This is a genomic window from Mesorhizobium sp. WSM4845, assembly GCF_055811455.1.
In genome coordinates, this window is record NZ_JBVVQA010000005.1 from 279087 (window position 1) to 301901 (window position 22815).

Annotated in this window: 21 protein-coding genes; 16 read left to right on the plus strand and 5 right to left on the minus strand. The window is 61.6% G+C overall.

The window, feature by feature from the left end:
* Positions 1–16: 16 nt before the first annotated feature.
* Positions 17–991, minus strand: a complete 975-nt coding sequence (locus tag AC0L2C_RS08870; RefSeq protein WP_027151856.1) for a sialic acid TRAP transporter substrate-binding protein SiaP — start codon at positions 989–991, stop codon at positions 17–19.
* 60 nt (positions 992–1051) lie between these two features.
* A complete protein-coding gene (locus tag AC0L2C_RS08875; RefSeq protein WP_091593871.1) occupies positions 1052–1771 on the minus strand; it encodes a FadR/GntR family transcriptional regulator in 720 nt (239 codons plus the stop codon).
* Between the two features lie 212 nt (positions 1772–1983).
* Here AC0L2C_RS08875 and AC0L2C_RS08880 point away from each other — a divergent pair, with 212 nt between their 5' ends.
* The gene (locus tag AC0L2C_RS08880; protein WP_473523190.1) at positions 1984–2184 is read left to right on the plus strand and encodes a hypothetical protein; all 201 of its coding nucleotides are present in this window, start codon (positions 1984–1986) and stop codon (positions 2182–2184) included.
* A 32-nt stretch (positions 2185–2216) separates the two neighbouring features.
* Here the strand turns inward: AC0L2C_RS08880 and AC0L2C_RS08885 are convergent, their stop codons facing one another.
* Positions 2217–2879 (minus strand): hypothetical protein, encoded by a 663-nt coding sequence (locus tag AC0L2C_RS08885; protein WP_287299147.1) that lies wholly within the window; start codon positions 2877–2879, stop codon positions 2217–2219.
* A 208-nt stretch (positions 2880–3087) separates the two neighbouring features.
* Between AC0L2C_RS08885 and AC0L2C_RS08890 the strand changes: the two genes are divergently transcribed.
* The 12 genes from AC0L2C_RS08890 (at position 3088) to AC0L2C_RS08945 (ending at position 16624) form a co-directional block, all read left to right on the plus strand.
* Positions 3088–4254, plus strand: coding sequence for an FAD-dependent monooxygenase (locus AC0L2C_RS08890; RefSeq protein ID WP_287299148.1), 1167 nt, complete (start codon positions 3088–3090; stop codon positions 4252–4254).
* Positions 4255–4483: 229 nt separating this feature from the next.
* A complete protein-coding gene (locus AC0L2C_RS08895; protein ID WP_473523191.1) occupies positions 4484–7000 on the plus strand; it encodes a heavy metal translocating P-type ATPase in 2517 nt (838 codons plus the stop codon).
* Positions 7001–7009: 9 nt separating this feature from the next.
* On the plus strand, positions 7010–7408 hold the full coding sequence (cueR, locus tag AC0L2C_RS08900) for a Cu(I)-responsive transcriptional regulator (RefSeq protein WP_023798548.1): 399 nt from the start codon (positions 7010–7012) through the stop codon (positions 7406–7408).
* Positions 7405–7965, plus strand: a complete 561-nt coding sequence (locus AC0L2C_RS08905) for a cytochrome c (protein ID WP_287064503.1) — start codon at positions 7405–7407, stop codon at positions 7963–7965. Before cueR ends, AC0L2C_RS08905 begins: the two co-directional genes overlap by 4 nt.
* 66 nt (positions 7966–8031) lie before the next feature.
* Positions 8032–10035, plus strand: a complete 2004-nt coding sequence (locus tag AC0L2C_RS08910; protein ID WP_473523192.1) for a multicopper oxidase domain-containing protein — start codon at positions 8032–8034, stop codon at positions 10033–10035.
* A 26-nt stretch (positions 10036–10061) separates the two neighbouring features.
* A complete protein-coding gene (locus AC0L2C_RS08915; RefSeq protein WP_128168190.1) occupies positions 10062–10499 on the plus strand; it encodes a YqaA family protein in 438 nt (145 codons plus the stop codon).
* 163 nt (positions 10500–10662) lie between these two features.
* Entirely contained in the window at positions 10663–11028 is a 366-nt protein-coding gene (locus AC0L2C_RS08920) for a hypothetical protein (protein WP_473523193.1), read from the plus strand.
* A 318-nt stretch (positions 11029–11346) separates the two neighbouring features.
* Positions 11347–12804: a TolC family protein gene (locus AC0L2C_RS08925; protein WP_473523194.1), complete on the plus strand. Its 1458-nt coding sequence runs from the start codon at positions 11347–11349 to the stop codon at positions 12802–12804.
* Positions 12805–12821: 17 nt separating this feature from the next.
* Positions 12822–14180, plus strand: a complete 1359-nt coding sequence (locus tag AC0L2C_RS08930; protein WP_473523195.1) for a multicopper oxidase family protein — start codon at positions 12822–12824, stop codon at positions 14178–14180.
* A 42-nt stretch (positions 14181–14222) separates the two neighbouring features.
* The gene (locus AC0L2C_RS08935) at positions 14223–14711 is read left to right on the plus strand and encodes a cupredoxin domain-containing protein (RefSeq protein WP_287249237.1); all 489 of its coding nucleotides are present in this window, start codon (positions 14223–14225) and stop codon (positions 14709–14711) included.
* Positions 14712–14737: 26 nt separating this feature from the next.
* Entirely contained in the window at positions 14738–15022 is a 285-nt protein-coding gene (locus tag AC0L2C_RS08940; RefSeq protein ID WP_473523196.1) for a copper-binding protein, read from the plus strand.
* A gap of 201 nt (positions 15023–15223) precedes the next feature.
* The gene (locus AC0L2C_RS08945) at positions 15224–16624 is read left to right on the plus strand and encodes an adenylate/guanylate cyclase domain-containing protein (RefSeq protein ID WP_473523197.1); all 1401 of its coding nucleotides are present in this window, start codon (positions 15224–15226) and stop codon (positions 16622–16624) included.
* A gap of 54 nt (positions 16625–16678) precedes the next feature.
* Here the strand turns inward: AC0L2C_RS08945 and AC0L2C_RS08950 are convergent, their stop codons facing one another.
* Both AC0L2C_RS08950 and AC0L2C_RS08955 read right to left on the minus strand, forming a co-directional pair.
* Positions 16679–17041: a hypothetical protein gene (locus AC0L2C_RS08950; protein ID WP_473523198.1), complete on the minus strand. Its 363-nt coding sequence runs from the start codon at positions 17039–17041 to the stop codon at positions 16679–16681.
* A 171-nt stretch (positions 17042–17212) separates the two neighbouring features.
* The gene (locus tag AC0L2C_RS08955; RefSeq protein WP_287064511.1) at positions 17213–17521 is read right to left on the minus strand and encodes a hypothetical protein; all 309 of its coding nucleotides are present in this window, start codon (positions 17519–17521) and stop codon (positions 17213–17215) included.
* A 182-nt stretch (positions 17522–17703) separates the two neighbouring features.
* Here AC0L2C_RS08955 and AC0L2C_RS08960 point away from each other — a divergent pair, with 182 nt between their 5' ends.
* Genes AC0L2C_RS08960 through AC0L2C_RS08970 form a run of 3 tightly spaced genes read left to right on the plus strand, consistent with a single transcriptional unit; the run spans position 17704 to position 22714 of the window.
* Positions 17704–18105: a FixH family protein gene (locus tag AC0L2C_RS08960; RefSeq protein ID WP_287249232.1), complete on the plus strand. Its 402-nt coding sequence runs from the start codon at positions 17704–17706 to the stop codon at positions 18103–18105.
* A complete protein-coding gene (locus AC0L2C_RS08965; RefSeq protein ID WP_473523199.1) occupies positions 18102–19550 on the plus strand; it encodes an efflux RND transporter periplasmic adaptor subunit in 1449 nt (482 codons plus the stop codon). The genes AC0L2C_RS08960 and AC0L2C_RS08965 overlap by 4 nt, the downstream gene beginning before the upstream one ends.
* Entirely contained in the window at positions 19547–22714 is a 3168-nt protein-coding gene (locus AC0L2C_RS08970) for an efflux RND transporter permease subunit (RefSeq protein ID WP_473523200.1), read from the plus strand. Before AC0L2C_RS08965 ends, AC0L2C_RS08970 begins: the two co-directional genes overlap by 4 nt.
* Positions 22715–22815: the final 101 nt, after the last annotated feature.

A 22815-nucleotide genomic window follows, 5' to 3' on the forward strand; every position in this document is an offset into this window, starting at 1 on the left:
CCCGGATCGATGCGGGTTATTTGACGGCGCGGATCGCCTCCCAATCCTCCTTGCGGTAGCCGAACTCGTCGAACGTCACCTTCTCCATCACGTTCTTTTCGAAATCGGCGCGATCGACTTCGGTGACGGTGAGACCGCGCTCCTTGAAGGTTTCAACCAGCGCCTTCTCGCGATCGACGATAATCTTTGTCGCTCGCGCGGCGGCTTCCTGCATCACCTCGGTGAAGATCGCCTTGTCCTCGTCCGACAATTGCGACCAGCGCGATTGCGACACGATCGTGTTGAGATGATCGACGATGTGCCCGGTCAGGATAATGTGCTTTTGCACTTCGTAGAACTTCTTGGCGTCGATCGTCGTCAGTGGGTTTTCCTGCGCTTCCACCGTGCCCTGCTGCAAGGCGAGATAGACCTCGGCGAAGGCGATCGGCGCGGTGTTGGCGCCGCAGGCGCGCGGCATGGCGAGATAGGCCGGCACATCGGGCACGCGGATCTTCAGGCCCTGCATGTCGGCGCATTTCTCGATGGGCCGGTTGGAGGTCGTGTGACGCGTGCCGTAGTAGGTGGTCGCGGTGATGTGATGGCCGGAGGCCTCTTCGAAGCCGGCGGTCAACTCCTTGTATTTGTCGCTCTTGGTGTAAGCGAGCAGGTGATCCGCGTCGCGGAAAGTGAACGGGAAGTAGGTCACGCCGATCGGCGGGTATTCGCGGGCGGCGAAGCTCGATCCGGAGATGATGATGTCGACCGTGCCGAGGGTCAGCCCCTGGTTGATGTCGGCTTCCTTGCCGAGTTGCGAAGCCGGGAAGACGTCGATCGTATAGCGGCCGTCGGTGCGCTTTTTGATCTCTTCCGCCGCCCATACCGACTCGGTGTGGAAGGGTTCGGACGTTTCGTAGACATGGGCCCATTTCAGCGCGGTTTGCGCAGAGGCCGAAGCCATGGGCAGAGCGATTGCAGCGATCGTGCCGAGCAGAACGGCGTATTTCCTCAACATCATATTCCTCCCTGTGAATGGATTGACGGTGCCGACAGGACCCTCCCGGTCGGCGGACTCCTATCCCGCGACCTCCCTGGCCGCGGATTTCTCACCGAAATTGCGTGAGAATCTCAGTTGCGACTGACGCAGATGTTCCTGCATCGCGGCCTTGGCCCGTTCAGGGTCGCGCGCCGCGATCGCGTCGCGCACCGCGCGATGCTCCTCCGCGGCGGCCCGCCAGGACTCCCTGTTCTCGAAATAGCTCGACAGGCGTTCGAAATATGGGTTCATGCGCTGGTCGAAGAGCTCGCCGATGCAGCGCACCAGAACGGCGTTTCCGAGAATGCCCGCCACCATCGTATGGAATTCGCGGTCGAGCGCGATCGTCATCCTGGTCGGGCGAGGTATGTCCTCCATGCGGCGCAGCACGTCGTCCATATGTTCGATGTCGATCGGCCGAGCATGGAGGGCGGCTTCGGCGGCGATCGCCCCTTCGATGAACTCGCGTGCCCGCAACAGCTCGAACGGGCCTTCATCCATTTCTGCCGTCAAAATTTCGGCACGCGGCGGTTCGGTGACGTAGATGCCCGAGCCGACGCGAATGCGTATGCGCCCCTCGACCTCGAGCGCGATCAGCGCTTCACGGACGGTCGGGCGGGAGATGCCAAGCTGATCGGCCAGCTCGCGCTCGGTCGGCAGCCGATCGCCGACTGCGAACTCGCCCGCGTCGATCAACTGCCTGAGCTGATCGGCGATCTGTCGGTAAAGACGACGCGGTTCAACGGCCTGGATCGGCATTGTTACCCAGTTCTACTTCAACGGAATCATCTGGCTGATCCCGGATCGGTAAATTGGTCTGACCTATTGATCGAAACCTGCCGCGAAAAAGGCTGAGAGTCAAGCAGCAGAGAACGCCCATGGAACCCATTCTCCGTGACTTCTTGGAAACGACCGATCGGCCATGGCTGGACGGCAACTCTTGAACTTCCAGCAGTTGGAAGGATTATCGCGTGGTTTCCGCCGGCGAACAGCCGAATTATTTCACCATCAACGGCCGCGCCTATCCTTCGACGGACACGATCAGGATGAAAATCGGCGAAACTCTGACAGTGCGCTTCATCGGCACCAATGTGCCACTTGTGGCAGCGGATCATGCTGCGGCGACTTCCGGCACCGTAGCATATCTCACCTGCGCAATGAGTATGGACTGAGAGGGGGCGCCAGGGCAGCTAGGGGAGCCGTGTCATCGAGCCAGTGGATAGGTCTGCGGCGACTTCCGATATGCCTCTTCACAACGCGGCGAACAAAACCATGGCCCTCCTGGGGCGGCCCGTCGATAGGATGCATAAGGAGCATGCATCTTGCACACTGGATCGATCCAGGCCGGGTCAGGCGAGGGAGCAAGTTCGATCTCGTAAAGAGGGATTTCATCAGCTACCGACCGCAGCGCCACCTCTCCGAGATCCCGCACCAAGATGCCTTTGGCGGCAGCGGCGTCGGCAATGGGTTGAGTCGCAAGCAATTGACCGGGGGACGCAAGCGCAGCAATACGTGCCGCTATGTTGACGGTCGATCCAAACAGATCACCTGCCCTGCGGATGACCGGTCCATGATTCAGCGCCGACCGGGTGAGCGGGAGGCGCGGTTCTTCCCGGCATGCCTGCAACAGCGTTCCAAGCGCCTGGATCGCTAACTCCGGCTCCGGAAACGAGAGCATCGCTTCATCCCCGATCCACTTGATCGGAGGCTCGTAGCCAGCAAGCGCCTCGCGGACCATGCTCTCGAAAATCTCGAGCACATCGATTGCCGCTGCATCTCCATAAACGTCCGCGATGGCGCTAAAGCCCGCAAGATCGATGAATGCCACCGTAGCCGAAGCGCCGACGGAACTCTGCGTCTGGCTCATATCCCTGTCCATGCGAAGTTATTTAACGCCTGTAACACGGTTTCGCGAATCTCGGACGCGATCGTCAGAGCTCCAGGGCGTCGGTACGCCACACCGCAGACCTCCCTTCGAGTGAAATTGGAGAAGGCGTTAGCCGCCTGTTTCCTCGGGAACACTTTGGTCTCGCAAAGTGTTTTGCCGCGTGGCAAAGGCGAAAGGGAGCGTGAACATGCGCGCAGTCATCATTGGTGCAGGCATCGCCGGACTTGCAGTTGCCAAGGGCCTGCGACTCCTCGGATGGGAGACCGAGATTTACGAGCAGGCGAGCGAACTGAAACCTCTGGGTGCGGGTCTCAGTCTCAGCGCCAATGCGCTTCGTGCCCTTCGTACGCTCGGGCTCTACGAAGCGGTTGTGGCCGAGGCGCAGCCAATACACAGGCTCGATCTTCTCGACGACAAGGGACAAGTTCTCCAATCCACGGATTTTCAGCGCTTCAGTCAGAACTATGGTCACCTCAGCATGGCCGTGCTGCATCGTGGCGATCTCCACAAGGCCCTTCTTTCGGAACTACCACGTTCTATCATCCGCACCGAAATGGAATGCGTGGATGCTCGGCAGGTTGGCGACAACATCGCCCTGCGCTTTGCGAATGGGGAGATCGTGGAAAGCGAGCTGGTGCTCGCTTGCGATGGCATTCACTCCGCGGTTCGTAGAGCGTTGTTTCCCCAATCGCGCGAGCATTTCGCTCGCTACGCTTGCTGGCGCGCGATCGCGCCCGGTTTCCTGCAAGGAATGGACCCGGCGCGTCTTAGCGAAAGCTGGGGGGCCGGAAAACGCATCGGTCTGGCCGCGATCCCCGGCGAAAGGGTCTACTGGTTTGCCTGCTGTGGCGCAGACCAACGGGACGACCCCAGGCTGGCTCGGGCCGATCTTGCAGAAGTGCAGGCGATGTTTTCCGGATTTCACGAGCCAGTCCCGGAGGTTCTTGATCGGACCACGGAGGACTCGCTGATCTGGACGGACATTCTTGATCTCGATCCAATGCCCTCGTTCACGCGCGGAAGAGCGGTTTTGCTTGGCGACGCCGCGCATGCCGTGACGCCCGATCTGGGACAAGGAGCCGGACTTGCGATCGAAGACGCGGCCGTTCTTGCAGCGTTGTTCGGGCGGCTTCCGACCGACCGGGCCATCCGCGAGTATGACAAGCGCCGTCTCAGCAGGGCACATAGGGTTGCGGCTGAATCGCGCCTCTATGCGAAAGTGGCGCAGTGGCAGAACCCGCTTGTCGTCCCGCTACGCAACTTGCTGGTAAAGAGCATACCGGAGCGTTTCATGGACCGGCAGCTCGAGGCGGTTCTCGATATCGATTTCGAGCCTGTCAGGAACGCCGCCTAGCGCCGGCGATTAAACGCACACCAATCATCCAATTTTTCTTGTCGGCGGCATAGTGGCCAAGGCCCTGGCGGCAGGTGAAGGGGCGCCCATCTCATCCTGCGGCAGCCCACAGGGGGACACGCTGGCCATATCGCGGCGGAAGTAAGCGATCATTTTGCAGAAAGCCACTTGACCTTCCAGTAACTGGAAACCGTAGGTGGAAGGGGAGTTGCCCATTTAGGAGTGCCCCATGATCGACCGTCACGATGATGCCATCCACACCGACGCATCGCATGGCTCGTGCTGTTCCTCGCACGCGCCGGCCGGTGCCTCAATCGTCGTCACTCGCGATCCAGTGTGCGGCATGACAGTCGATCCAGCGGCGGGAAAGCCGTCAGCGACCTTGGGCGGCCACAGCTATCATTTCTGTTCGGAAGGCTGCCGGACCAAGTTCCAGAAGGAGCCAGAAGCCTTTCTGAATGCGACCGATCCGGTTTGCGGGATGAAAGTCGAGCGCGCCACGGCGAAGCATTTCGTGCGGCATGAGGGCAAGGGTTTTTACTTCTGCTCCGCCGGGTGCAAAGCCAAGTTCGAGGCCGATCCTCAGAAATATCTGAGCGGCCAGCCAGCGCCGGAGCCGATGCCGAAGGGCACGCAATATACTTGCCCGATGCATCCCGAGATTGTCCGCGACAAGCCCGGCTCCTGCCCGATCTGCGGCATGGCGCTGGAGCCGATGGGCGTGCCGACCGGCGACGAAGGTCCCAATCCGGAACTCGTCGACTTCACCCGCCGCTTTTGGGTAAGTGCCGTCCTGTCGATCCCGCTGCTTCTGATCACCATGGGACCGATGCTGGGCTTGCCGTTCCGCGACTGGCTCGGCGAACATCCGGCAGCCTGGATTGAGTTGGCGCTGGCGACCCCGGTGGTGCTCTGGGCGGCGATCCCCTTCTTCCATCGCGGCTGGGAGTCGATCGTCAACCGCAGTCCGAACATGTGGACGCTGATCTCGATCGGCGTCGGCACCGCCTATGTCTACAGCGTCGTGGCGACGTTGTTCCCGGATATCTTCCCGCACCAGTTTCGCGGCCACGGTGGCACGGTTCCGGTCTATTTCGAGGCAGCCGCAGTAATCGTCGCGCTGGTCTTTCTCGGCCAGGTGCTGGAACTGAAGGCAAGGGAGCGCACTGGCTCCGCCATCCGCGCACTGCTCGACCTGGCGCCGAAGACGGCACGGCGGATCGGGGCGGACGGTTCTGAGACGGATGTGCCGCTCGAGGAAGTGCAGGCCGGCGAGCGGCTCCGCGTGCGGCCCGGCGACAGTGTGCCGGTCGACGGCACGGTGCTCGAAGGCCGCTCCTCGGTCGACGAATCGATGCTGAGCGGCGAACCTGTCCCCGTCGAGAAGACGCAAGGCGACTTTGTGACCGGCGGCACGCTCAACAAGAACGGAACGCTCGTCATGCGCGCCGAAAAGGTCGGCGCCGATACGATGCTGTCGCGCATCGTCGAAATGGTTGCCAAGGCGCAGCGCAGCAGAGCGCCCATCCAGGGACTTGCCGACCGCGTCTCCTATTACTTCGTGCCTACTGTCGTTCTGGTCGCCATCGTCGCCTTCATCGTCTGGGCCATCTATGGGCCTCAGCCGAGCATGGTCTTCGCCATCGTTTCGGCCGTCTCGGTGCTGATCATCGCCTGTCCCTGCGCGCTTGGGTTGGCGACGCCAATGTCGATTATGACCGCCACGGGACGCGGCGCGCAGGCTGGCGTGCTGATCAAGGAGGCCGAAGCGCTGGAGCGCTTCTCCAAGGTCGACACGCTGATCGTCGACAAGACCGGCACGCTGACCGAGGGCAAGCCCAAGTTGACCGACGTCGTCGGGTTCGATGGCTTTGACGAGGCCGAACTTCTCGGCCTTGCCGCCAGCCTCGAGAAGGGTTCGGAGCACCCGCTTGCCGAGGCGATCGTCGATGGTGCGCGGGAGCGCGGCGCGACCGTCGAAGACGCAGCGGATTTCGAGGCCGTCACGGGCAAGGGCGTCACGGGAACGGTCAAGGGCCGCGCCGTTTCGCTCGGCAATCAGGCGCTGATGGACGATCTGGGCATCGGCCTGGAGGTGGCGAAGGAGCGTGCCGACGCGCTGCGTTCCGACGGCAAGACGGTGATGTTCGTCGCGGCCGACGGCAGGCTTGCCGGTTTCGTCGCCGTCGCCGATCCGATCAAGGCGACAACGGTGGAAGCGATCCGCGCGCTGCACGACAGCGGGCTCAGGATCATTATGGCGACGGGCGACAACGAGCGCACCGCGAAGGCGGTGGCGGCGAAGCTTGGCATCGACGAGGTGCGGGCCGACATGCTGCCCGAAAGCAAGAAGACGCTGATCGATGAGCTGCATGCCAAAGGCGCAGGCGTCGCGATGGCCGGCGACGGCGTTAACGACGCGCCCGCATTGGCGGCGGCCGATGTCGGCATCGCGATGGGAACCGGCGCCGACGTGGCGGTCGAGAGCGCCGGCATCACGTTGGTCAAGGGCGACCTCAACGGCATCGTCCGGGCGCGGCGGCTGTCGCAGGCGACGATCCGCAATATCAAGCAGAACCTGTTCTTCGCCTTCGTCTACAACGCGCTCGGCGTGCCAGTGGCGGCCGGTGTCCTCTACCCGGTCTTCGGCACGCTGCTGTCGCCGATGATCGCCGCAGCGGCAATGAGCCTTTCGTCCGTTTCCGTGATCGGCAACGCGCTACGACTTCGTTCTCTGAAGCTTTGAGGTTAGACCATGAACATAGGAACCGCCGCAGAAAAGTCCGGCCTGCCGCCAAAGACCATCCGATACTACGAAGACATCGGTCTTCTTAGGCCTGATCGTGCCGACAACGGGTACCGGGATTATTCGACGGCCGACGTCCATCGCCTGCGCTTCCTGCAGCGGTCCCGAAGTCTTGGCTTCTCTGTGGAGGAATGCCGACAACTCCTTTCGCTCTACCGCGACAAGGAGCGCGAGAGCGCGGATGTGAAGGCCATAGCGGAAGCCAAGCTCGCTGAAATCGACCGGAAACTGGCGGAACTCGCCGGACTGCGGGACATGCTTCGGCATCTCGCCGACCATTGCAACGGCGATGACCGACCTGATTGCCCGATCATCGACGGGCTTGCTGGACACGGCACGGTTCAGTGAGGCGCGTCCCCATCATTGCAGCAGTCCTTGTTACCGCCGGGATCGCCGCCGGGACGGCGCTCCCGAAGACAGCCGTCGCCCCAGTCGTCGCCGAGCGCCAAGCGTCGATGAAGGCGATGGCGAGCGCCGCCAAGACCATCTCCGAAATTTTTGCCGGCAAGGTGGCCTACGATGCCGCAGCCTTCAAGGCGGCAACCGAAACCATTCGCCGCCGGTCCGGAAGTGCCATGGTAGACGCATTTCCAGCGGACTCGCTTGGTGAACCCTCGGCCGCTAAGGCGGATATCGGTCAGTCCCAAGAAGAATTCGCCGCGCTCGCTCGCCATCTCGAAAGCCTGGCTGCGGCGCTGTCAGATGCGGCTGACGATGCGCCCGAAGGCATTACGGAAGCCATGAGGATGAAACCCGGAATGGCAATGGGCAGCAGCCTGCTCGGAAAACGGGCTGGCGGCGCGGCCGATTCCGATCCTTCGAAGATCCCAGCCGAACACGTATTCCATCTGATGCTGCAGAACTGCACGAACTGCCACGCCAAGTTCAGGGAGAAACGGCAGTAGGCAAGGCATCGACTTCATCCGATGCCGGACTAGGTGACATTGACGACAATCGACAGGAATCCTGCAATGTTCGTACAGCCCGTCGACTACTTCCTCGCAGTCTGGTTCGTTCTGGCGGGCCTGAGCACGGCCTATGTTGCGTGGGACCAGTTCCGCAACAACCCCGAACCCGTGGTGATGAAATGGGGTTTCATCCTGGTCACGCTTTATATGGGGCCGCTGGGACTGCTGATTTACGTGCTGGCCGACAAGGAGCCTCAGCCAGGCGAACATGAGGCGTTCACCAAACCGCTCTGGAAGCAAGGCGTCGGCTCGACGATCCACTGTGTCGCCGGAGACGCCACCGGCATCATCCTCGCGGCGGCAATCACCGCCGCTCTTGGGCTGCCGATGTGGATCGATCTTGTTGTCGAGTACGTTGCCGGTTTCGCATTCGGCCTGTTCATCTTCCAGTCGCTGTTCATGAAATCGATGATGGGCGGCACCTACTGGGAGAATGTCCGCAAGAGCTTCATGCCGGAATTCATCAGCATGAATTTCATGATGGCGGGCATGGCGCCGATCATGAGCTTCCTGATGATGGGCAGCGACATGCGGGCCATGGAACCGACCGAGCTCCTGTTCTGGGGCGTGATGTCGTTCGGCGTGATCGTTGGATTCGTCACCGCATATCCCGCCAACATATGGATGGTGGCCCGTGGACTGAAGCACGGGCTGATGACCGAACGCGAACCGGAGCTCGACAAGGCAAGGGAAGGCAGGCGCGAGCACGCACATAGCGGCGCGAAAGCCGGGATGGTGGGGCAACACGCTTACGCGCGCCTCGATGAACATGCCAAGCCCAGACATGCCAACCCAGGCGGCAATCCCGGGCCTGGCCATCATGGATCCGGCCATGGCTCCTCCCACGGCGATGGGGGAGGAGGGTTGCGTGGTTCGCATGGCGGTCACGACGGTATGGAACCGGATGCAACTGTGCCGCAACTCGCGGCCTTCGGCGGCGTGTCCGTACTCGCGCTGGCGCTCGGCATGATCGCTCCGGCCAACTGGGTGAACCTCGCCCTCAGCGCGCGAGACGTAGGCGGCGCCATCATGCCGCCCGGCATGATCATGGACCGCGACACGCCGGCTGCAGCGATGCTGGACATGGCCGCCGTGCATCCTCGCCTGATCACGGCCAGCCATGGCTTGGAGGTTCGCGGCGACCGGGAACTGGAAGCCAGGATGGAGAACGGGGTAAAGGTGTTCGACCTGGAAACCTCGGTCATCCGCTGGGCGATCTTGCCGGACGTGAAAGTCGACGCCTATGCGATCAACGGCCAGGTTCCCGGCCCACGGCTGCATATCCGGCAAGGCGACCGGGTGCGCATCAACGTCACGAATCGCCTGCCGGAGAGTACGACCATCCATTGGCACGGGTTGATCCTGCCGAACGAAATGGACGGCCCGGCCGAGATCACGCAGGAGCCGATCCCGCCCGGCGGCAGCTACCGATACGAATTTACGGCAGGCCAATCGGGAACCTACTTCTATCACTCGCATGACCATGTCGATCGCCAGCAGGCGCTCGGACTCTACGGTGCACTCATCATCGATCCCGCCAATCCCCAGGACGAGATTGCGGCAGACCACGACTATGTTATCCAGCTTCAGGAATGGCTGATGCGGGAGGGCCTGACTTTTCCGTCGATGCCGATGGACGGCGGGCAGCCGAATTATTTCACCATCAACGGCCGCGCCTATCCGTCGACGGACACAATCAGGATGAAGGTCGGCGAAACTCTGAAGGTGCGCTTCATCGGCACCAATAATGGGTTTATCCACCCTATGCACATCCACGGCGGTCCCTTCGAAGTTGTCGCCCGCGACGGCGAGACCATCCCGGCGTCGGCACGATTCCTTGCCGACACAGTCAACGTCGGACCAGGGCAACGCTACGATGTCGTCTGGCGGGCACGTCGGCCCGGAAATTGGCTGATCCATTGCCATATCGGGCATCATACGACCAACAACAATGTCGAAGAGAAGGGCGGTGGCGGACTGATGGTCGTAATCGATGTGCAACCCTGAAGCCCGCTCCGCAAGGCGAAACGTAGATGGATATCCTTGCCATCTACGGCGGCCTGTTTGCTCTTGCCTTCGCTGCGGCGACCATCCTCCCGGCGCAGTCGGAGGCCGCCCTTGCAGGGCTCCTCGCCATGGATTCGTTCTCGCCCGCAATGCTGGTTCTTGTCGCCAGCCTGGGCAACGTCCTGGGTTCTGTGGTGAACTGGGGTCTTGGTCGAGGGATCGAACGCTTCCGGGACAGGCCCTGGTTTCCGCTGCGTCCCGCGACGCTCAACCGCGCCACGAACTGGTATCGCCGTTATGGAAGGTGGTCGCTCCTGTTAAGCTGGATGCCGATCGTCGGCGATCCACTGACCATGGTCGCTGGGGTTTTGCGCGAGCCGCTATGGAGCTTTGTCGTAATCGTCGCCCTCGCGAAGGTTTCGCGTTATCTGGTTGTCGCCGGAGCGGTGCTGGGCCTGATGTAAAACCGAAATCGCGGACATCGCAGCAGGCGTTGCGTTCACTTTTTGGTTGCAATGCAACAAAGCGGCCGCGGCGACCTTGACAAATCAGACGAACAATTGTCGGAAGGGTGCGATGAGGACTCTTGGTCGAACTACGATCCTAGGAAGCATACCGCTCCGAGCAATGCTGACGGTCGTGTTCCTGGTCATGTCGGCTCTTCAGCCTGGTCTGTTCGCCGCAGCCAATGCCACGGGTTTTCATGCCGGGGCGGATATTCAGGCCGGGGTGGATCTCCAGGCCGAGACACCCGCACACGATATGGGCCATCACGGCGCAACGGCGGACGACGCGGACACGTCGGAGCATCATCACGGCGACAAGCAATCCTCTGACAAAACCTGCGAAGTCCATTGTGCACCGGCACATGCGGTGCCGGTCGAATGCCCTGACTTGGAGCATGTTGTCTCCCGCTGCTTTGCGTCGGTCGTTGCCGTGACTTTGCCGCTTGGCGAATACGCAGCGCTGATAAGGCCCCCCAAACACATCTGAACTGACGCGCCCTCTTCGGGCGTTCGCGCGCAGCGTCGGGAATCCGTTCCCGCGCGGCCAAACGCATACGTCATGCTTCAGGTCTACAATGAAAATCGCAAGCTCCGCGATGCTCGCATCGCTGCTAGTTGCCGGATGTTCGGCAACCACGCCGCCGGACATCCTTCCCGCCTTCAATCCGGCCGATCCCGCAATGGGCGTCCGTGATGCACATTACCACCCGGTCGTCGTCGACTATCGCCACCGGGAGCCAGTGGATCCGCAGAATTGGCGGCGTCTCAATGAAGAACGCTCCTCTGCGAACCCGGGAGCCGGATCATGAAACGCCGGCCCGTGACCATAGCTGCGATGGTAACCATCCCGCTGATCGCTGCCGGATGCACGACAAGCGGGGCCCTTGATGGCATCTCAGCCCCCATGGCTGGTTTCACGACAGTCGCGGCACGTGCCGAATCCGTGACCGGCAAGAAAACCGTCTGGGTGCAATCCAGCGAGGAAGCGCGGACGGTTTCAGAGCGCGTGAAAAGCCTCGTCCAGAAGAAAACAATCGGTCCAGACACCGCGGTGCAGGTCGCCTTGCTCAACAACAAGGGCCTGCAGGCCGCCTACGCCGAGATCGGCTTGTCGGCGGCCGACATGTGGCAGGAATCGATGCTCGTCAATCCGACGATCTCGATCGGCATGATCGGCGTCGATCCTGTGCGGACGATTGAAGGAGCGGTGGTCAGCAACATCCTTGCGCTGGCGACCCATAAGCGGCGCGTCGCAGTCGCGGATGCGCGTTTCCGTCAGGCTCAGCTCCGCGCCGCCGAAGAAACGTTACGTCTGGCCGCGGACACGCGGCGGGCCTGGATCAATGCTGTCTCGGCCTGGGAGAGCGTTTCCTATCTGAACAAGGCGCAAGCCGCCGCCGACGCTGCCTCCGAACTCGCTCAAAAACTTGGAGAGACGGGCGCCTTCACAAAGACCGGCCAAGCCCGCGAACACGTCTTTTATGCCGAGATCACCGGTCAGGCGGCGGAGGCGCGGCTCGCCGCGCGGACCGCCAAGGAAGTGCTCACCCGGCTGATGGGTCTATGGGGACCGGACGTCGATTACTCGGTCCCCAACATGCTTCCAGCCTTGCCGAAAGGCGCCAAGGCCAAACGCGCGATCGAGGCGGAGGCGCTAAGAAATCGCGTCGACCTCGAGATCGCGAAACTTGAGCTGGAAGCGCTGGCGAAATCCTACGGTCTGACCGAGGCGACGCGCTACGTCAGCGATCTGGAACTGCTTTCCGGCGTGGAGGTGGAACGCGAGGAGTCGGAGGAGGGTGCGACGGAAACGAGTGTCTCACCCACTCTCGAGCTCGAGTTCGTCATTCCGATTTTTGACACCGGCGAGGCACGCATGCGCAAGGCCGAGCTTGGTTACATGCAAGCCGCAAATCGGATGGCCGAAAAGGCGGTCAACATCCGGTCGGAGGCCAGATCCGCCTATGACGCCTACCGTTCGACTTACGACATTGCCCGGCACTATCGGAACAATGTCGTGCCGCTGCGAACAAAGATCGAGGCGGAGTCGCTCCTCACCTACAACGGTATGATCACCAACACGTTCGAGCTGCTGGCGGACACCCGCGCGAAAATCAGCGCGATCATGCTTTCCCTCAACGCCAAGCGCAATTTCTGGCTGGCCGACGTCAATCTCGGAACCGCCATTTATGGCGGCGGCGGGAGCTCGCCCGAAGGCGGCGAAGCACCTGCCGCAGCCGAAGCGGGCGCCGAAGGCCACTGAACCTCAAGGAGAAGAAAATGCTTTCAAGACGTCAGTTGCTTGGCGCGGGAGCCCTGCTCGCCGGCGCCACTGCATGGACCAAAACGTCCGCGATGGGGCTGCCCGACGCCGCAATCATGGAGTCCCCCGACATGCAGCCTCCGATCTTCCCAACGAGCGGACCGGACTACCAGCCGGTCGTGACGCTCAACGGCTGGACCCTTCCGCATCGCATGAACAACGGCGTGAAGGAGTTCCATCTGGTGGCCGAGCCCGTCGAGCGCGAGATGTCGCCCGGCATGACTGCCTATCTCTGGGGCTACAACGGTCAATCTCCCGGCCCGACCATAGAGGCGGTCGAGGGCGATCGAGTCCGCATCTTCGTAACAAACAAACTGCCGGAGCACACGACGATCCATTGGCACGGCATGATCCTGCCCAACGGCATGGACGGAGTGACCGGTCTAACCCAGCCCGGCATCCCGCCCGGCAAGACCTTCGTCTACGAGTTCGACCTCGTGAAGAGCGGCACATTCATGTACCACCCGCACGCCGACGAAATGGTCCAGATGGCCATGGGCATGATGGGCTTCTTCGTCATTCATCCCAAAGACCCGAAGTTCATGCGCGTGGACCGCGATTTCGTATTCCTGCTGAACGCCTTCGACATCGAACCGGGGTCGTACGTCCCGCGCATCATGGAGATGACGGATTTCAATCTCTGGGCATGGAACAGCCGCGTTTTTCCGGGGATCAGCCATCTTCCAGTGGCGAAAAACGACCGGGTCAGGGTCCGGGTGGGCAACCTGACCATGACCAATCATCCGATCCACATGCATGGCTACGATTTCGAGGTGACCTGCACCGATGGCGGCTGGGTCCGGCCGGAGGCGCGGTGGCCGGAGGTGTCGATCGACATCCCCGTCGGCGCCATGCGGGCATATGAGTTCGAAGCCAAATACGAGGGCGACTGGGCGATTCATTGCCATAAGTCGCACCACACAATGAACGCCATGGGCCACGACGTGCCCACGTTTATCGGCGTCGACAACTCGAAGGTCACCGACAAAATCCGCCGGGTCCAGCCCGAATACATGGCCATGGGTGACCGCGGCATGGCCGACATGGGCGAGATGGAGATGCCGCTTCCCGACAACACGATCCCGATGATGACCGGCTGGGGCCAATTCGGCGCCATCGAAATGGGCGGCATGTTCTCGGTCGTGAAGGTTCGCGAGGGCCTCGCCTCGAACGATTATGCCGATCCGGGATGGTACCAGCACCCGGAGGGAACCGTGGCTTACGAGTGGAAGGGGGATGTCCCCGCTCCGACGAAATCAGGCGACGCAAAAACGATGGCCCCGGCAGCGCACGGCGGTCACGGCAAACAGGGATGAGAACCGAAACCCCTCAACCTCAACCATGAGAGAAAGTGCAGCATGAAACATATAATCGCAGCGACCGTTTTGATGGCGGTCAGTTCGGGAGCAGCTCTTGCCGGTGGAACCCACGCTGGAGGCCATGGCGACAAAGCCGCCACGATGCCGATCGGCAGCCCTGGCGAGGCTGGCAAGGCAAAGCGGACCATCAACATCTCAATGTCGGAGAAGGACGACGGAAAAATGTTGTTCCAGCCGGCCGTGCTCAAGGTGAAGAAGGGCGAGACCGTTCGCCTGGAGTTCGTCAACAAGGGCCAAGTCGACCACGAATTCGTCATGGACGTCCATGACGGGATCATGGAGCACAAGGCGCTGATGGAGAAATTCCCCGAGATGGAGCACGCCGATCCCAACTCGATCCGGCTGGCGCCCGGCGCCAGAGGCGAGATCATCTGGACGTTCGCCAACGCCGGCGAATTCGGCTTCGCCTGCCTGATCCCGGGTCACTACGATTCCGGTATGAAGGGCGACATCAGCGTCGCTCACTAACCCTCAAACCCGCAAAGGAAGCAGCCATGAAACTATTGGTAAAGGCACTATCGACCCTGGCCCTCGCGCTCGCCATCGGCGGGAGCGCGCTCGCACAGGAATACGTGAAAGGCGAAGTCGTCAAAGTCGATGCCAAGCAGAAAAAGCTGACGATCAAGCATGAGCCGCTGACCAATCTCGACATGCCAGCGATGACGATGGTGTTCGTCGTCGCGGAGGACGCCATGCTCGATAAAGTCAAAACGGGTCAGGCGATAGAGTTCACAGCCGATCGCGTGAACGGGCGCATCACGGTCACGGAAATCAAGTAGGCGAGGTGCGTGGATGGCAGGCCGTCGGAAAACGTCGGCCCGCCATCGCGAGTGGCTGCCAAGATCCTTTTGGGGATGCCGCACTGTCGACCGCGCTACGATCGTTCTATCGGGACGATCGATGACCCCTGTGGCCCTCGAAACCAAGGATGCGGTCCACGTCGATAGGTTCACCTAATTTCGAAATCGAGCTGAGTACCTATGACATCCAGCAATCGCGCTCGAACGGAGATCGATGTTCTCATTTCGGAGGTCGAGCAGCGCAACGAACTGCGCACCGCGCTTTGGCGGTTCGTGGCCTTGTTCGTGTTCGCGCTCTCCGTCGCGCTTGAACCGGATATCGTCAATCACGAGATCCACCTCACGCTGCTGAGCGCCTATGCCGCGATCACCTTTCTAGCTGTAGGCCTGGTGATTACGAGGTTATTCCGCCCATGGCTAAACTGGATTTATGTTGCAGTAGACGCGTCGCTCGTCATCTATCTGACCGCCGAGCACCTCCTTGACTCCGCCTCTTCCTTGGTCGATGCGCTGGCAACGCCAAGCCTCGCGATCGCGTTTGTGCTTCTTTCACACGCGAGCATGCGCATGCGCGCGGGGCCGGTTGCCGCCTTCGCACTCATCGTTATTCTTGGCTCCTCGGCGGTTGTCTTGATGCCGATTTGGGAGGACGGTTTTGGAGCCGTCTTCCGCCTCTCTTCGGAAGAAACTCAGGCAGCGGGGGTTCGGCTTGTGGCTTTCACCGTCGTCGCGGCGATCCAGATCGTTCTGGTATTGGACATCCGGCGGCTGGTGCAAGAAGCGGTCGCAAGTTCTAGCGAGCGGGCGAACTTGACCCGCTTCTTTGCTCCCGAGACGGCTGAGCGCTTGGCAACGGAGGGTGCGAATCTTGGTCTTCGCCGCCAGGAAGCGGCGATACTGTTCGTCGATATCCGAGGCTTCACGAGGCTCTCGGAGACGATGCCGCTGGAGGAGATAGCATCCCTCCTCACCGAATACAGGCGGCGGGTGACGCAGGCGGTATCGGGATGTGATGGGGTCGTGGACAAATTCATCGGCGATGGCGTCATGGCTGTATTCGGCTTTCCTTTGCCGCTCGCGACCGCTGCGCTCCGAGCGTTCGAATGCGCGGTCGAGTTGTCCAACTTTCTCGATGTGTGGAGCGAGATCAGGATGCGCGACGGCGAGGAACCCCTCAGTTTCGCGATCGGCGTTCACTACGGCCACGTGATCGGGGGCGTCATACCGGGAGAACATCATAGCGAATACACCGTTATCGGCGATTCGGTAAATCTGGCCGCCAGGCTTCAGGCGATGTGCAAGCTAACGGACGCTCGCATCGTCATCTCGGATGAACTCGCCTGCAAACTGCCGCGGCATTGGAGGACGCCTGAGTGGCAAACGCAGAGGGCTGCAACCGTCCCGGGCCGATCTGAAACCGTCGACGTCCATCTGCTGCCAACGCAGGCGTCAAGGATACAAAGTTACCAATCGCAGGGTCCCGATCGGAACGCTACACGGCCGGCCGATGCGCCGCGCGCCGTGCGACCTGTCACGGCGACGGTCAGGCCAGAAACCCGGTCGGCCGCATCAGGGGTATAAGCCGCTATTATCAGTTGAAGATCGGACGATCCGGTGACCTCACATTCACGGGTATCAAGACGAGGGGACCGCACAAAATGTCATCCAGAGATATTCTTTCCAATCGTCATGTAAGGCTCGGCTCAGAGGCATCACCATTGGATATTTTCGCGTGCCTACACTCACATACGCCGGATAATTACAGCGAACGCGCGCACGATGCCTGCCGGTATCTTCATACCTGATGGCGCCGCTCGCGTCCGTTTCGACTAAACCGATGGCAACGTCATAGTCGCCATCTTGCGAGACGCTATTGTTCAGGACGCTGAGCTGAACCGAGGTGGCATCCGGAAAATTGGCAGTGTAAAAGACCAGTTGCTCCGCCGCCATCGAGGGCGTAGCCATCAACACGCCGGCAAAAAATGCAATGGCGCGCATCTCCTCCTCCCGAGGATCCAAGACGATGCTATCATCTCTCGCGTCGATATTCGATTCGATTCTACTCTCCGGCAGTGGGCCGCGCCCATGACATCGCGTTTGTACCGAACGGCTTGTGCGCCGTTCACAAGAAGGTCACAAATCCCGGAAACACTATCGTCCGGTGGCTCCCTATGCCAAAATGTGGTCGATGACGAACTTGTTCGGTTTCGGAAGAATGCTCTTACTGCTGGCCGTATTCGGGCTGGCCTTTGCACCCTTGGGAGCTTCGCCCTCGAGTGCCGCTGTCGCCGGGCCAGCTTTATCGATCATGCAAGACAACATGCCTTGCTGCCCGGATGGCAAGCCAATGGTGCCGGACTGCGGCAAGGATTGCCCGTTGGCCGTTTTGTGCGTGTCGGGGATGGTCAGCGCCCCGCTTGCCGAAGCGCACTCCTTCTTTCTCCTTGCGCCGGTCGGCGACGACTTCCTGAACGGCAAAGACCTGATCCTACCCTCGCTTATCGGCGAACCGCCCCCGCGACCACCCAAAGCCTGACTGGCAAATAGGCGCGTTTAGCGCCGCGACCCGTGCAGAGGAAGGCCGCATGGGCCGTTCGCATGACGTTGTCATGCTCGCGCCGTGCGCAAGCGCGGAACACTGTCAGTCGGAAACATTGATCATGAAGTCGAAACTCGCATTTCGCACCGCGATGCTTGCGCTTGCATCCGTCACTGTCGCTTCCCAAGCGGCCAAAGCAGCGCAAGAGGACTACGAATTCCAGCTCGTTGAGAACGAGATCAAGGAAGGGGGCGGCGCCATCGTCGCCGTCAGGCTCCTCGACAAGAGGACAGGCGCCCCGGTAGCCAACGCCGTCGTGTTCGCCACCAGAATGGACATGGCTCCGGACGGAATGGAGGCGATGAGCACGCCCGTCGAGGCGCTGCCGCCCGAGGAGCCCGGCATCTATCGCTTCAAGACCAACCTCACGATGGCGGGCGGCTGGCGATTCTCGCTTGCCGCCAAGGTCCAGGGCGAGACCGAGACGGTCGAGCGCCGCCTGGAATTCAAGGCCGTCCAATGAAAAGGTTCGGCTCATTCCTGACCCTCGCCGTATTGACGGCAGGGGCGGGCGCCGGCGGATACTCGGCCGGACAACATGATCTATCCGTCTCGGACATCGTGCAAATGATCGAGACGACCATCGGGCGCCCGCTCAACGCGGAACCGAAGCCGGCGACTGCCGATCCGGCTCCCTCTGGTCACGTCATCTACTACCGCCATCCGGACGGAGATCCCGCCTATTCGTCGACACCAAAGCGCACCGAAGATGGCCGCGATTTCGTGGCGGTTCTGGCAAGCGAGGATGTGAGCTTCGAGTTTCGCCCCGAGATGAAGGTAGGCGGCGAAGCGGTGGCGCCGAGCAACCGGAAGATCCTCTACTACCGCAATCCCATGGGCCTGCCGGACACGTCTCCTGTGCCGAAGAAGGATTCCATGGGGATGTACTACATTCCCGTCTTCGAAGGTGAAGCGGATGACGGCTCGACCGTCAAAGTCTCGCCAGGAAAGCTGCAACGGACAGGCGTGAAGACAGCGCTGGCCACCAGAGGCGCGATCAAACGTCCGGTCCGGGTCCCCGGCACAGTCACGCTGGACGAGCGCCGCGTCAGCGTCGTCTCGACTCGCACCGAGGCTTTCCTTGAGGAAGTGGCTGACGTGACGACTGGAACGGCGATTGAAAAAGGCCAGCCGCTGGTGCGGTTCTACGCCAAGGAGATCGCCGCGGCAGGTGCGCTTTATGCCGCCGACCTGAAGGGCGACGCGCGTGGAGGCGCGGTCGCAGGCAGCCTACAGCGTCTGGAAAATCTCGGCGTCCCTGCGGAAGCGATTGCTGAGATCGAGAAGACGAAGAAGGTGCCGATCTCGGTTACGCTGATGGCGCCCCGCAGCGGCGTTGTCCTGGAGCGCTTGGCCGTCGACGGCATGATGGCGGAGGCAGGCCAGACCCTGTTCCGGATCGCCGATGTTTCGACCCTCTGGGTAATGGCCGATGTGCCGGAATACGAGTTGAGTTCGGTTCGTATCGGGGACAAGGCGACCGTCCGCATCCGCAGCCTTCCGGGCAAGGTGTTCGAAGGCAAGGTCGGTCTGATCTACCCTGAAATCCAGGGGCAGACCCGGACCGCGAGGATTCGCATAGAACTCCCCAATCCCGGGGGGCTGCTGCTTGCCAACATGTATGCCGAGGTGGAGATCGCGACGGGCGGCACTGATCCTGTCGTGGCCGTGCCCGACAGCGCCGTCATCGACACGGGGGACCGCCAGGTTGTGATCGTCGACAAGGGCGAAGGCAGCTTTGAGCCGCGCGACGTGAAGATCGGTATGCGAGGCGACGGTATGGCCGAGATCATGGAGGGCCTTGCCGAAGGCGAAAAGGTCGTTGTCTCGGCTAACTTCCTGATCGATGCCGAAAGCAACCTGAAGGCCGCGCTCAGCGCGCTGACGCCTGCGGAGGCGCAGCCATGATCGCAAAGCTCATTGCCTGGTCGGCCCGAAATCTGATCCTCGTATTCTTCGCGACCGCACTTGCCGCTGCCGCGGGGGTCTATGCGGTCAAGACCTTGCCGCTGGATGCCATACCGGACCTCTCCGACGTCCAGGTCATCGTGTTCACCGATTATCCGGGCCAGGCCCCGCAGGTCGTCGAGGACCAGGTCACCTATCCGCTGACGACCTCTATGCTGACCGTGCCACGGTCGAAGGTGGTGCGCGGTTTCTCCTTCTTCGGCGTATCCTTCGTCTACGTGATCTTCGAGGACGGCACCGATCCCTATTGGGCGCGGAGCCGGGTGCTCGAATATCTGAACGCGGCCGCCAGCCGTCTGCCCGACGGCGTTTCTCCAGCACTCGGACCGGACGCGACAGGCGTCGGCTGGGTTTACCAGTACGCCGTCGTTGCCAAGGAATTGTCCCTCGCGGAACTCCGTTCCCTGCAGGACTGGGTGGTCCGCTTCGCAGTCTCGAAGGCAGAAGGGGTGTCCGAGGTCGCAAGCGTCGGCGGTTTCGTGAAGCAGTACTCGATCGTGATCGATCCCTCGCGGATGCGCGCTCAGGGCGTGACGCTTTCGGAAATCGGCGAAGCGGTTCGTACCAGCAACATGGACACGGGCGGCCGCACGGTCGAGATCTCCGAGTTCGAATTCATGGTGCGTGGACGCGGCTACCTAAAGAGTGCGTCCGACATCGAAAGCATCGCGTTGAAGTCGGTCAGCGGCGTGCCGCTCAGGCTCGGCGACGTCGCCAAGGTCGAGATTGTGCCTGACGAGCGCCGCGGCATCGCCGAACTGAACGGCGAGGGCGAGGTCGCGAGCGGCATCGTGCTGCAGCGGGTCGGCGCGAACGCGCTCACCGTCATCGAGAACGCCAAGGAAAGTCTCGCTGAGATCGAAAGGAGCCTGCCTGAAGGTACCGAGATCGTGCCCGTCTACGATCGTTCAAAGCTCATCGAGGCTGCGATCGAGACTCTGAAGTCGACGCTGGTGGAGGAGAGCATCGTGGTAGCCCTCGTCACCATCGTGTTCCTGCTTCATGTGAGGAGCGCATTGGTCGCCATCATCATGCTGCCCGTCGGCATCCTGATGGCTTTTGCCGCTATGAAGCTGCTTGGCCTCGGCTCCAATATCATGAGCCTCGGTGGCATCGCTATCGCCATCGGGGCGATGATCGACGCGGCGATCGTCATGATCGAGAACGCGCACAAGCACCTGGAACGGGCGCCTCCGGGCAAGCCCCGCATCGAGGTTTTGATCAAGGCTGCAGCCGAGGTCGGGCCAGCGCTGTTCTTCAGCCTGCTCATCATCACCGTCTCGTTCCTGCCGATATTCACGCTTGAAAGCCAGGAAGGCCGTCTGTTCGGTCCGCTCGCCTTCACCAAAACCTTCGCCATGGCGGCCGCAGCGCTGCTCTCGGTGACACTGGTGCCCGCTCTGATGGTGATGCTGGTGCGCGGCCGCATCGTGCCGGAGCACAGAAATCCGCTCAACAGGCTGCTTATCGGGCTCTACCGGCCGATCATTGCCAGTGTGCTGAGGGCAAAGACGCTCACGATCCTGCTCGCCATTGTCGCCCTTGGAGTGACGGTTTGGCCCGCGCGCCAGCTCGGCAGCGAGTTCATGCCGAACCTCGACGAGGGAACGTTGATGTACATGCCGACGACCTTGCCGGGAATTTCGGTCACGAAGGCGGCCGAACTGATGCAGATGCAGGACCGGATTATAAAATCCTTCCCCGAGGTGGAATCCGTCTTCGGCAAGGCGGGCCGGGCGCAGACCGCGACCGACCCTGCGCCGACCGAGATGTTCGAGACCATCATCAATCTCAAGCCGAAATCGGAGTGGCGGCCAGGGGTCACGTCGGAAAGTCTGAAAACCGAGATGGACACCGCGCTGCAGTTTCCGGGTGTGTCGAATGCCTGGACGATGCCGATCCGCGCCCGCATCGACATGCTGTCGACGGGCATACGCACGCCCGTCGGGGTCAAGGTCTACGGCACCGACCTCGGCGAGATGGAAAATGTCGCGCGCCAGATCGAGGCGGTACTCAGGGCGGTGCCGGGCACGTCGAGCGCTTATGCCGAGCGGGTGATCGGCGGTTACTATCTCGACATCGTGCCCGACCGGGCAGCCCTCGGACGCTACGGCCTGTCGATCGGCGACGTGCAGGACGTGATCTCCATGGCGCTCGGCGCAAAGGTGATCACGTCCACGGTCGAAGGCCGCGAACGCTATGGCGTCGCCATGCGCTATCCACGCGCGCTGAGAAGCGATCCCGGTGCGATCGCCCGCGACGTGCAGATCGCACTGCCTGGCGGCGGCTTCGTACCTCTCGGAGAGGTGGCCAAGGTCGAACTCACGCGAGGCGCGACCTCGATCCGCACCGAGAACGGGCAGCTCGCAGTCTACATCTTCGTCGACATCGCTGGCCGTGATCTCGGCGGCTATGTCAACGAGGCGCAACAGGCCGTCGCCGCCGAGGTAAAACTGCCGCCCGGTTATTCGGTCGCCTGGAGCGGGCAGTTCGAATGTCTCGAACGTGCCCAGGCGCGGCTTAAGATCGTCGTGCCGCTAACACTCGCGCTCATCTTTCTGCTCCTCTACCTCAACTTCCGGGCGCTAACCGAGACGCTGATCGTCATGCTGTCGCTGCCCTTCGCAATCGTCGGCGGCATCTGGATGATGTGGTGGCTGGGCTTCAACATGTCGGTCGCGGTCGCGGTGGGCTTCATCGCGCTCGCCGGCGTGGCCGCCGAAACTGGGGTCATCATGCTGATCTACCTCGACAACGCGTGGAGCGAAGCGAGGGCCAGATGTGCGGCCGAGAAGCGGAGTTTGACTAGGATCGATCTCAACGAGGCGATCATGGTCGGTGCAGTGGAACGGGTGCGCCCGAAGATGATGACCGTCGTCGCCATCATGGCGGGCCTCCTGCCGATCCTGTGGAGCACGGGAACCGGATCGGAGGTCATGCAGCGCATCGCCGTCCCCATGATCGGCGGCATGATTTCTTCGACGATCCTGACGCTCGTCGTGATTCCCGCCGTCTACGGCATCGTCAAGGGCTGGCGGTTGCAGATCCGGAGTGCGGTCGAGGAGCCAAGAGCAGACTTTCGGGTGAAGTTGGCCGCGGAATAAAGGCGAAAAATGATGGAACAGATGATGTCCGGCGGAATGTGGGGAATGGGGGTGGCAGGCTTCATTCTCCTGGCTCTGGTCGTGCTCGAGATCGCTGCCTT